We start from the raw sequence: 11,030 nt of genomic DNA, 5'->3' as shown, positions 1-11,030 counted from the left end.
CTTCCTAGATACAGTCCAACAGATTTGGAGTTTTGATTATGGCCACGATTACCGTCAGCGATTCGTCCTTCTCCACCGACGTGCTGGGCGCCGACAAGCCCGTGCTCGTGGACTTCTGGGCCGACTGGTGCGGCCCCTGCAAGATGATCGCCCCCGCGCTGGAGGAAATCAGCGAGGAACTGGCCGACCAGATCACCATCGCCAAGGTGGACATCATGGCCAACACCGACACCGCCAGCCAGTTCGGCGTGCAGTCGATCCCCTATCTGGTGCTGTTCAAGGACGGCAAGCCCGTCGCCCAGAAGCTGGGCGCGGCGCCCAAGGGCCAGCTCAAGGGCTGGATCGAAAGCGTTCTTTAAGGTTCTGAGTTAGGAAGAAAAGTGAAGGGCGAGGGGGTTACCCCCTCGCGCTCCCATGACGTCTTCCGACGATAGGGCAGGGGCGCCGCATTGTTGCGCCCCGACTCTCCACCTGTGTGACCTCATGCGCCGCAGGCAATTCATCTCATGAAACAGGCGCTGCGCGGGCGTTTCTTGCCTACGGCGCTGCGACGTTGCTCTGCGGCTGAACCCGATGCGCAACGTAGACATTCATGGGAGCGCGAGGGTGTAACACCCTCGCATTTCCTCTTTTCCCTTAAATCCCTGCAATCCTGCCAGCCAGCTCATCCCACAAAGCGGGAGAAGCCGCGCCGATCAGGCCCTTGCGATCATCATCCACACGATAGGGCGAACCATCGAACCGCGCGGCCTTGCCACCAGCCTCGTTCAGGAACAGCGCTCCGGCGGCGTGATCCCATGCCAGCGTGCGCTCGAACAGAGACACATCGTTCACGCCCAGAGCCAGACGCGGATACTGCTCGGCAGCGCAGCGGGGCACATCGACCATGGTGTAGTGCGGGGCGATGTGAGTCTGGATCGCGGTGCGGCGATCCGGATCAGCGAAGATCAGCGAAAGGGCGGCCACCGGAGGCACCGTGCCTGTAGCCCGTGCAGTCAGGCGCTCGCCGTTGAGGAAGGCGCCTTCGCCGCGGCGGGCGTGGCAGAAGCGGCCCGAGAGCACGTCATAGATCCAGCCGCCGATGGTCTCGCCGCCCTGCGCCAGCGCGATCAATATGCCGAAGGGCGGGCGACCGTGGGCGAAGTTGTTGGTGCCGTCGAGTGGATCGATGATCCAGCACAGGTCCTCGCCGAGGCGGGCCATGATCGAGGGATCGGCGTGGGCGGCTTCTTCCCCCACGATGGCGGCTTCGGGCAGGATTTTCGCGAGCCCTTCGGAGAGGATGGCCTCGCTCTCGCGGTCGGCGATGGTGACGAGGTCGTCATGGGCCTTTTCGATGATCTCGCTGGCGGCCAGATGCTGGTAGCGCGGGCGGATGGCGCGCTCTGCGGCATCGGCCATCACGGTGTAGACGGCTTCGGTCAGCGGATCGTTGACGGGCTTGGTCATGGCGTCTTTCAGGTGAGGGGGATGGTGACGTATTCGAAGCCGGGGCGGGCCTTCAGTCTCTCGTACCAGGCGCGGACGTGGGGGGCTTCGATGCGGTTCAGGCCAAGGGTGAACCAGGTATGGGTGTAGGCGCCCATGGGAATGTCACCGATGCCGAAATCCTTGCCGGAGAGCCATTCCTGACGGCTCAGCGCTTCATCGAGGACGGCCATCAGCTTGCTGGTGTCTTCGGCGCCCTTGTCGACCTTGGTCTGGTCCCGTTCGGCTTCGGGCTTGCGGACAAGCTGGATAAAGGCGTCGCGCTGGGCTTCGGCAAAGGTGATCTGCCAGTCCATCCAGCGGTCGGTCAGGGCGCGGGCCTGCGTGTCGCCGCTCCACAGGTGGCGGGCGTGGCGGTCCGCGATGTAGCGCAGGATGGCGTTGGATTCCCAGAGTGTGAAGCCGTCGGCATCCACGATGGTGGGCACCAGCCGGTTGGGGTTCATCGCCAGATACTCCGGCGTGTAGCCGAACTGGCCGCCGATATCGTGGCGTTCCCATTCAAGGCCCGCCTCGACAGCGGCCCAGACCACCTTCTTCACATTGTGCGAATTGAGCCGTCCCCAGATGGTGAACATCGCGTCAGCTCCGGTAATCGGCGTTGATCGAGATGTAGCCATGCGTCAGGTCGCAGGTCCACACGGTGGCGGTGCCTTCGCCCAGACCCAGATCGACGGTGATGTCGATATCGGTGCCGCGCAGATGGGCCGCGACGGGGGCTTCGTCGTAATCGGCCAGCGGCTGGCCGTCTTTCGCGGCCCAGATGCCGCCGAAGCCGATCGAGAGCTTGTCGCGGTCGGCGGGTTCGCCGGCCTTGCCCACGGCCATGACGATGCGGCCCCAATTGGCGTCCTGCCCGGCGATGGCGGTCTTGACCAGCGGCGAGTTGGCGATGGCGAGGCCCACCTTGCGGGCGCTGGCATCGCTGACGGCGCCGCTGACGGTGACGGCGATGAACTTCTGCGCGCCTTCGCCATCCTTCACCACCAGATGCGACAGCTGGCGGCAGATGTCCTTCAGGGCAGCGGCGAAGGCGTCGGCGCCGGGGGTGGTTTCATCGACGATCAGGTCGTTGCCCGCTTTGCCGGTGGCGAAGGCCATCACCGTGTCGCTGGTGGAGGTGTCGGAATCCACCGTGATGCAGTTGAAGGTTTCGTCGGCAGACTGCGAGAGCAGCTTTTGCAGGAAGGCGGGCTGAATCGCGGCATCGGTGAAGATATAGCCCAGCATGGTGGCCATATCGGGCGCGATCATGCCGCTGCCCTTGATGATGGCGCTGAAGTTCACCGTCTTGCCGTCGACGATGGCGCTGGCGGTGGCGCCCTTAGCAAAGGTGTCGGTGGTGCCGATGGTGTTGGCGGCATCCTCCCACGAGCAGGTGGCAGCGGTGAGGGCTGCTGCCACGCCTGCCTGCGCCTTGTCCTTTGGCAGGGGCACGCCGATCACGCCGGTGGAGGAGACGAAGACTTCCTCTTTCGTGCAACCCAGATGCGCGGCGACCTGATCCATGATCTGCTCGACCGCCTCACGCCCGCGATAGCCGGTGAAGGCATTGGAATTCCCCGCATTGACGATCAGCGCCCGAGCATGGCCCTGAACGACATTCTGGCGCCCCAGTTCGACTTCGGAGGAGCAGCAGATGTTGCGGGTGAACACGCCTGCCACGGCTGTGCCTTCTGCCAGCTCGACATAGGTGAGGTCGCAGCGGTCCCAGGCCTTGTACTGCGCGCGGGCAACGCGGGGTGTGGCCCCGGCAATCGCGGGCAAAGCAGGAAAGGGCGAGGCGAGCGGGGAGATGGCGTGACTCATGCGCAGCGGGGTAGCGCAGCGGTGTGACAGGTCAAGGGCGGATGGGGTGGGCAGTGTGACGGATGCCTGCTAATACCTTGGCGGGCTTTACTTAAAGGGGGGCGGTATGATTGGAATGGCGATGCTGTTGGCGACGAGCGCTGCTGCGCCAGCGTCGGCGGCTGTATCAGGCTTCCCGGAGCCAGCGGTCCATGCGACGCCTTTGGGCGATCCTGCAAACTGGGTCAGGCCCGAAGACTATCCCGCTGCGCCCTTGGCTGCCGACAAGGAGGGGGTGACCGGCTTTGCGCTCGACATCGACAGCGCGGGCCGTGTCGATCAGTGCACGGTATGGCTCAGCAGCGGTTCGCAGGAACTCGATCAGGCCACATGCCGGCTCATTATGGAAAGGGCGTTGTTCAGCCCTGCCAAGGATGCGCAGGGGCAGGCGATGCCGGGGCGTTATCGCAGCCGGATCAAGTGGGTCATTCCCAAGAAGCCACTGCCGCAGGCTGGGTTGTTGCGCGTGGTCTATGTCCTTCAGCCTGATGGTTCGCTGACTGATTGCAGCTGGGAGGCCGAGGGAGGCTTTCAGGAGAACATGGCCAAGGCCAAGGTCCAACCGAAGGAATGCCCTACCGATCAGACTTTTTCTGATGTTTATACCGATGAGCAGGGCAGGCCGGTCGCACGCAGGGTGGTGAACACCACGCGGATCGAAGTGCTGCCGCTGGAAGAGGCATCCGCCTCGCCTGAGAAAGCTGTCGGGCAAGCCAAGCCAGTCTCTGGACGCGAGCGATAAGCCTGCCTATATCACCTCCCCAACATGATCCGCATGCTGCTCACTTTTCTGGCTTTGATGTCCGGGCTGGCCGCCTCTGGCGCGCCGACGCTTGCCCAGGCCATGCAGCCCAATGCGGTGGTGGCATCGGGCCGTTATGCCACGCCGGGCGCCGCGCGCGTTTCGGCCCATGTGGTGGCGCATGGGCGGGCCATGACCCGTCCGGCCCAGCCTGCGCTGGTCGCTGCGCGCCTCTTTACGCCTGCACCCGCGCCCGTGGTGGCCCCGGTGCTGGTGGGGATCGAGCGCGCCCGCGAATAGGGGCGGCGCCTTTTCCATTTCTCAAGCATTTAAGCCGGAGACGCGCGCGGGCTTTACGCGCCGCTGCGGCCATGACCGACCTTTCATTTCAGGAAAAATCCCATGTTTCAGGCCCTTGCCAAGTCTCTCTTCGGCTCGTCCAACGACCGTTATGTGAAGTCGCTCGACAAGACGGTGCAGAAGATCGCGGCCTTCGAAAGCGCCGTCCAGCAGCTGACCGACGAGGAACTGCGCGGCCAGACTGACCGCTTCCGCGCCATGCTGGAAGAGGGCAAGACGCTCGACGATATCCTGCCCGAAGCCTTCGCCACCGTGCGCGAGGCCTCGACCCGCTGCATGGGCATGCGCCATTTCGATGTGCAGATGATCGGCGGCATGGTGCTCCATCGCGGCGAGATCGCCGAAATGCGCACCGGTGAGGGCAAGACGCTGGTCGCCACTTTGGCGGTTTACCTGAACGCGCTTGAGGGCAAGGGCGTCCATGTCGTCACCGTCAATGACTATCTGGCCAAGCGCGACGCCGAGACCATGGGCGTGCTCTACAACTTCCTGGGCCTGACCGTGGGCACGATTGTCCCGAATCTGGACGAGGTGGAGCGCCGCGCGGCCTACAATTGCGACATCACCTACGCCACCAACAATGAACTCGGCTTCGACTATCTGCGCGACAATATGAAGCATTCGCGCGACCAGATGGTCCACCGCGCCTTCAACTACGCCATCGTCGATGAAGTCGATTCGATCCTGATCGACGAGGCGCGCACCCCGCTCATCATCTCCGGCCCCACCGACGACAAGAGCGACCTTTATCTGGCCGTCGATGCCATCGTGAAGCATCTGACGCCCGATGATTACGAGGCTGACGAAAAGACCAAGAACATCACCTTCACCGAGGACGGTATTGAGCGCGCCGAGCGTCTGCTGGAAGAGGCCGGTCTGCTGGAAGGCAGCAACCTCTATGACATCGAGAACACGCAGGTGGTCCATCATCTGGATCAGGCCCTGAAGGGCAATGTGATGTTCAAGCGCGACATCGACTACATTGTGAAGGACGGCAAGGTCATCATCATCGATGAGTTCACCGGCCGCATGATGGATGGTCGCCGCTGGTCCAACGGTCTGCATCAGGCGGTGGAGGCCAAGGAAGGCGTCCGCATCGAGCCTGAGAACCAGACGATGGCCTCGATCACCTTCCAGAACTATTTCCGCATGTATCCCAAGCTGTCGGGCATGACGGGTACAGCCGCCACCGAGGCGCCCGAGTTCTTCGACATCTACAAGATGAATGTGGTGACCATCCCCACCAACGTGCCGGTGCAGCGCATCGACGAGGAGGATGAGTTCTACAAGAACACCAATGACAAATTCGCCGCCATCGCCAAGCTGATCCGCGAGAAGAACGAGATCGGCCAGCCGGTGCTGGTGGGCACGGTCTCGATCGAGAAGTCGGAGCTGCTCAGCGAATTCCTGCATAAGGAAGGTGTGAAGCACAATGTGCTCAACGCCCGTTTCCACGAGATGGAAGCCCATATCGTTGCGCAGGCGGGCAGCCTTGGCGCGGTGACCATCGCCACCAACATGGCCGGTCGTGGTACGGACATCAAGCTGGGCGGCAACCTTGAGTTCCGCATCGAGGACGAGCTGGGCGAACTGCCCGAGGGCCCCGAGCGCGAGGCGCGCATCGCCACCATCAAGGCCGAGATCGACGCCGAGAAGGAGCAGGTGCTGGCCGCCGGCGGTCTCTGCGTGATCGGCACCGAGCGCCATGAAAGCCGCCGCATCGACAACCAGCTGCGCGGTCGTTCGGGCCGTCAGGGTGACCCGGGCCTGTCGAAGTTCTACCTCTGCCTTGAGGACGATCTGCTGCGCATCTTCGGCCCGGACACGATGTTCTCGCGCATGATGAACAGCAATCTGGCCGATGGCGAGGCGATCGGCTCCAAGTGGCTGTCCAAGGCCATCGAGCAGGCGCAGAAGAAGGTCGAGGCGCGCAACTACGACATCCGCAAGCAGGTCGTGGAATATGACGACGTCATGAACGACCAGCGCAAGGTCATCTACGAACAGCGCGCCGATATCATGGATGCCGAGGCGCTGGACGATGTGGTGCTGGATATGCGCCATGAGACGGTCAACGCGCTGGTCGCCAATGCCTGCCCGCATGGCTCCTACCCCGAGCAGTGGAACCTTGAGGGGCTGCGCGAGCAGGCCTTCGCCACGCTGGGTCTGGAACTGCCTCTGGACGCCTGGATGGAAGAGGACGGCATCGAGCCCCAGACCATCGAGGAGCGCGTGCAGACGCTGGTCGATGAGAAGATGGCCGCCAAGGTTGCCGCCAATGATCCCGCCATCTGGCAGCAGGTGGAAAAGAGCGTGCTGCTGGAGCGTCTCGACCATTACTGGAAGGAGCATCTGGCCACGCTCGACGCGCTGCGTCAGGTGGTGTTCCTGCGTGCCTATGCCCAGAAGACGCCGATCAACGAGTACAAGCAGGAAGCTTTCGGTCTGTTCGAGCGCATGCTCGACACCATCCGCGAGGATGTGACGCGTATCCTCTGCACCGCAGAGATCCAGTTCGGCCAACCTTCCGCGCCCGAACTGCCGCAGCTGCCCGATTTCCTGACCAATCTGGATGATTTGGGCGCCGATGGCTTCGGCGGCGTGAGCCCGGCGCCTGCCGGTTCGCCCTTCTCCGCTGATAGTTTGCTGGCCAGCGGCTTTGGCAGCGGCGTGGCGGCGGGTTCGCTGACGGCTGGCGGGGCAGCCGGGCAGGGGGGCGATCCCTATGCGCATATGGGTCTCAACCGTAATGCGCTGTGCCCTTGCGGCTCGGGCCAGAAGTACAAGCACTGCCACGGCGCGGTGGTCTGAGGCGAGGATAACCTCGCCCCGGCTTCGCCAACGAAGCCTTTGGATTTGTTTCCATCGCATCGGCCGTCCGCTTCATCGCGGGCGGCCGAAATGCGTTGAGGATTATTTATCCTATTTAAAGATTTCGTCTTTTAGGTTGGCAATCTATTGTTGTGGCCGTTCTGGCTGTTTTTAGGCTTGCCTTGACGAAGTTTCGGCATGAATATGCCATGAATCTTAGCGTGATTTCATAACTGATTTACCATTCTTGTGCGATTGAATGGGCAAGGCATTGATGGCTGGGGCAATCACGCACGAGGATATCGTGTGGGGGCTCTGCAGGATGTGATGGTGATGGCTTGATCGTATTCGTCGGCCATGGGGTGCTCTGAAACGGGCGTTCGATGGAAGTTTGAACCGACGGCTGAAGTGAAGGCGCTCCCCCGGGCGCTTGTGTACGAGGTGACGAATTGGCGCAGGACCCTAACCCGATGCAGGAGGCAGCGACGCAGGCCGTGGCTCAGCCTGCGCCGCAATCGGGTGCCGAACTGCGCCGCGCCCCGCGTTACACGCTTCTGGTGCGGGCGGCCAAGCTGGTGCTGGATGGGCGCGAATATCTCTGCGTGCTGCGCGATGCTTCCAGCACAGGCGTCAAGGTCCGCATCTTCCACCCTCTGCCCAGCTATGAGCATATTGCGCTCGAAACCGGCAGCGGTGAGCGCTATCCGATGGAAATGATGTGGTTCAAGGATGACCACGCCGGTTTCCGCTTCTTCGATGAGATCGATGTTCAGGCCCTGATCGAGGATCGCCGCGAGACCTATCCGCGCCGCCAGATCCGCCTGCGGCTGGAGCGCCCCGCCACGATCCATTCGGGCAGCAAGAGCTGGCCGATCCTGCTGCGCGATATCTCTCAGCAGGGGGCCTGCATCGAAACGCCTGAGCGTCTGCTGCTGCGTCAGCTGGTGAAGGTGGATATTCCGGGCTTCCCGCAGATTTATGCCAAGGTTTGCTGGCGGCAGGAGCCGCGCCATGGTCTGGCGCTGGAAACCAGCTTCACCATGGATGAGCTGGCGGTCAACATCATGAAGATGCATGAGTATCCGCTGGTCGCCGCGCCGGGCGGGGTGGTTCCCGGGGCGAATGTTCGCGCGGTGATCTAGAACGCGCTCAGACAGGCGGTCGATAGGCTCTGCCAGTCAGCAATGATCATGCAGTCATTCTGCCCGGTGAATGATGCTGCTATCAGCGCGACCTCCCCGGAGAGGTTTGAAGCAGCCACCATCATCGTCCGAAGACTGCCCTTACGAAATGCCTTGCCGCTTCGTCGGGAGACTGAATGGGAGCGCGAGGGGGTAACCCCCTCGCATCTCCTTGTCTTCAAACACAAAAGCCCATCAAACCAATGACGGGCTCCACAAAGCTGTAAACAGAAAGAAAGGCGGGCAGGGGCGGCGATGATCGCCTGCGTCCCTGCCCCGCACCTCGCTCTTGGCCATATCCGCCTGCCTCTCCCCACCTGCGGATATGATGCCCCTGTGGGCGGTCTGTCAGCGAAGCAGAAGCATCGCGGCCAGAGCGCACCACAGCAAGGCGCTGATCGGCAGAGAATAGACAATTCCTCTGGCGATCTGATTGCGCTCTTCCGGCGCATCGTTCCAAATACTGGTCTTCGTGACAGGAATGAAGTGATCGGTTCCTGAAATCCACCGATCGAACGGTGTAAGTTTCAAATGAGTGTTCATTGCGGCGCCCCCTCGAACTCAACGGCTCTTTTACAGAACTGAAGGATCGTAAAACGAAGCCTTCAATCTCCCCCTGCCTTGAAGAACTGATACCATCTTGTTTGCGGATAAACAATATCCATTAAAAACAGCAATCTATTTGCGCAGATGCGAAATGAATGAGCATTCGCAACACGGTTGGCGGCGCGTGGAGGGCATGTCACCGATGTCAGGCACTGTTTCTCGCGGCACCTGCGAATTTTTTTCGCAAGCGCACAATCGCTGCTGCGGCGACTCATCTGTTATCGGTTGCATTGCAGCAGCCGCTCCGACAGAATCCTTGTCACGGAATCGACAAATTTCCCCGAATCGCCCCGCACAGAGCCTTTCCACGGATTGCCCTGAGGGCCGTCAGCGGCTAGCGGGTCTCTTTCACCGGCAACACAGGACCCCCGCCATGACCGACAGCGCCGCCCCGGAGCTTTTCCATCTGCCCTATGATGAATTTCTGGCCGATGTGCGCAAGGTGGCAGGACAGGTTGCCGCCGACCCCTGGCAGCCCGACTATGTGGTGGGCATCGGGCGCGGCGGTCTGGTGCCGGCGGTCTACATTTCGCATCAGCTGAACACGCCGATGCTCTCGATCGACCATTCCTCTAAGGTGCCCGGTTTTGCCGAGGAACTGCTGCGCAAGGTGGCGATGCGTAGCGCCTCGGGCGTGAAGCTGCTCTTCGTGGACGACATCAACGACAGCGGGCGGACCATCCACACCATCCGCCGCATCCTGACCGACCATGGCGGCAATGCCGACAACTGGCGCTTTGCCGTGGGCATCAACAATGCCAGCTCGCAGGTGAAGGTGGATTTCTGGGCGCGCGACATCGATCGCACGACTGACAAGCGCTGGTTCGTCTTCCCTTGGGAGGCCGTCGGCCAGACCAGCACCATCGAGGCTGAAGCCCGCAGCGTGCCGGAACGCCTCGCTTAAGCACCATGAAGGCACAAGACAGGTCCGGCTGGCCGGCAGGGCTGCGCTGGGCGGTGTTGATCGCGCTTTCGCTGCTTGTGGCGGGGGCGCTCGATCTGGCGGGCATTCCGGCGGCGCTGCTGCTGGGCCCGATGGCGGCGGGCGTGCTGCTGGCGATGCGCGGGCAGGCGGTGCGGATCGCCCGCCCGGTGTTCTTTCTGGCGCAGGGCGCGGTGGGGGTGATGATCGCGGGCAATCTGCCGCTGTCGCTCTTCCCTGAAATCTCCGCGCGCTGGCCGCTGTTTCTGCTCAGCACACTCTCCACTTTGGCCATGGCGGCGGGGCTCGGCTGGCTGCTGGCGCGCTCCAGCCTGCTGCCGGGCACGACCGCGATCTGGGGTTCCTCGCCGGGCGCCGCCACGGCGATGACGCTGATGTCGGAAAGCTATGGGGCCGACATGCGGCTGGTGGCCTTCATGCAATATCTGCGCGTGGCCTGCTGCGCGGGGCTGGCAGCGGTGATGGCGCGGATCTTTGGCGCTCCGGTGGGCGCGCATGGCGGCGCGGTGAATGCCGGGCTCGAAGCTTTCCTCAGCCCTGCCTTTGCCGCCACGCTGGCGATTGTGGCGGGCGGCAGCCTGCTGGGGGTCAAGGCGAAAGTCCCGGCCGGGGCGATGCTGGTGCCGATGGTGCTGGGGATCGCCCTGAAACTCACCGGAATGGTCCAGCTTGCGATGCCGATGCCTTTTCTGGCGCTGAGCTATGCGGTGATCGGCTGGGGCATCGGCAATCGCTTCACGCCCGAGGTGGTGAGCTATGCCGCGCGCGCCTTTCCCCGCGTGCTGGCCTCGATCCTGGCGCTGATCGCGCTGTGCGGTGGCACGGCAGCCGTGCTGGTGCATGTCGCCGGCGTGGACCCGCTGACCGCCTATCTGGCGACCAGTCCGGGCGGCGCGGATTCGGTCTCGATCATCGCCACGGCCACGAAGGTGGATGTGCCTTTCGTGATTGCCATGCAAGTGGCGCGCTTCTTTCTGGTGATCCTGACGGGGCCGATGCTGGCCCGCCTGCTCTCACGCAAGCACAGCGAAACGGGGCCAGCCTGAGACTG

11 protein-coding genes are annotated in these 11,030 nt (G+C 62.8%); 7 read left to right on the top strand and 4 right to left on the bottom strand.

Features of this window, described 5'->3' with window-relative positions:
• Positions 1 to 38: 38 nt before the first annotated feature.
• On the top strand, positions 39 to 359 hold the full coding sequence (gene trxA, locus HGK27_RS11880; protein WP_068082393.1) for a thioredoxin: 321 nt from the start codon (positions 39 to 41) through the stop codon (positions 357 to 359).
• A 277-nt stretch (positions 360 to 636) separates the two neighbouring features.
• On the opposite strand, the gene HGK27_RS11875 is transcribed toward trxA, so the two are convergent.
• Genes HGK27_RS11875 through argJ form a run of 3 tightly spaced genes read right to left on the bottom strand, consistent with a single transcriptional unit; the run spans position 637 to position 3,297 of the window.
• Positions 637 to 1,449 carry an inositol monophosphatase family protein gene (locus HGK27_RS11875; protein ID WP_206240793.1) on the bottom strand — a complete coding sequence of 271 codons (813 nt, stop codon included), beginning with the start codon at positions 1,447 to 1,449 and terminating at the stop codon, positions 637 to 639.
• 8 nt (positions 1,450 to 1,457) lie between these two features.
• On the bottom strand, positions 1,458 to 2,066 hold the full coding sequence (locus HGK27_RS11870) for a glutathione S-transferase family protein (RefSeq protein ID WP_206240792.1): 609 nt from the start codon (positions 2,064 to 2,066) through the stop codon (positions 1,458 to 1,460).
• Positions 2,067 to 2,070: 4 nt separating this feature from the next.
• Positions 2,071 to 3,297, bottom strand: a complete 1,227-nt coding sequence (gene argJ, locus HGK27_RS11865) for a bifunctional glutamate N-acetyltransferase/amino-acid acetyltransferase ArgJ (RefSeq protein ID WP_206240790.1) — start codon at positions 3,295 to 3,297, stop codon at positions 2,071 to 2,073.
• Positions 3,298 to 3,403: 106 nt separating this feature from the next.
• Here argJ and HGK27_RS11860 point away from each other — a divergent pair, with 106 nt between their 5' ends.
• The 4 genes from HGK27_RS11860 to HGK27_RS11845 all read left to right on the top strand — a co-directional run bounded on the left by HGK27_RS11860 (position 3,404) and on the right by HGK27_RS11845 (position 8,391).
• Positions 3,404 to 4,078 carry a TonB family protein gene (locus tag HGK27_RS11860; RefSeq protein ID WP_206240788.1) on the top strand — a complete coding sequence of 225 codons (675 nt, stop codon included), beginning with the start codon at positions 3,404 to 3,406 and terminating at the stop codon, positions 4,076 to 4,078.
• 33 nt (positions 4,079 to 4,111) lie between these two features.
• Positions 4,112 to 4,378 (top strand): hypothetical protein, encoded by a 267-nt coding sequence (locus tag HGK27_RS11855; RefSeq protein WP_206240787.1) that lies wholly within the window; start codon positions 4,112 to 4,114, stop codon positions 4,376 to 4,378.
• A gap of 102 nt (positions 4,379 to 4,480) precedes the next feature.
• Entirely contained in the window at positions 4,481 to 7,249 is a 2,769-nt protein-coding gene (gene secA / locus HGK27_RS11850; protein ID WP_206240786.1) for a preprotein translocase subunit SecA, read from the top strand.
• A 470-nt stretch (positions 7,250 to 7,719) separates the two neighbouring features.
• Positions 7,720 to 8,391, top strand: coding sequence for a PilZ domain-containing protein (locus HGK27_RS11845; RefSeq protein WP_206240784.1), 672 nt, complete (start codon positions 7,720 to 7,722; stop codon positions 8,389 to 8,391).
• Between the two features lie 387 nt (positions 8,392 to 8,778).
• On the opposite strand, the gene HGK27_RS11840 is transcribed toward HGK27_RS11845, so the two are convergent.
• Positions 8,779 to 8,973: a hypothetical protein gene (locus tag HGK27_RS11840; protein WP_206240782.1), complete on the bottom strand. Its 195-nt coding sequence runs from the start codon at positions 8,971 to 8,973 to the stop codon at positions 8,779 to 8,781.
• Positions 8,974 to 9,409: 436 nt separating this feature from the next.
• Here HGK27_RS11840 and HGK27_RS11835 point away from each other — a divergent pair, with 436 nt between their 5' ends.
• Complete coding sequence (locus tag HGK27_RS11835; RefSeq protein WP_206240781.1) at positions 9,410 to 9,940, top strand: phosphoribosyltransferase; 531 nt, start codon at positions 9,410 to 9,412, stop codon at positions 9,938 to 9,940.
• A 5-nt stretch (positions 9,941 to 9,945) separates the two neighbouring features.
• The gene (locus HGK27_RS11830; protein WP_206240779.1) at positions 9,946 to 11,025 is read left to right on the top strand and encodes an AbrB family transcriptional regulator; all 1,080 of its coding nucleotides are present in this window, start codon (positions 9,946 to 9,948) and stop codon (positions 11,023 to 11,025) included.
• The last annotated feature ends 5 nt before the right edge of the window (positions 11,026 to 11,030 follow it).

The sequence above is a fragment of the Novosphingobium terrae genome (assembly GCF_017163935.1).
Lineage (GTDB): Bacteria > Pseudomonadota > Alphaproteobacteria > Sphingomonadales > Sphingomonadaceae > Novosphingobium > Novosphingobium terrae.
This window is presented reverse-complemented; position numbering and strand designations above follow the sequence as displayed.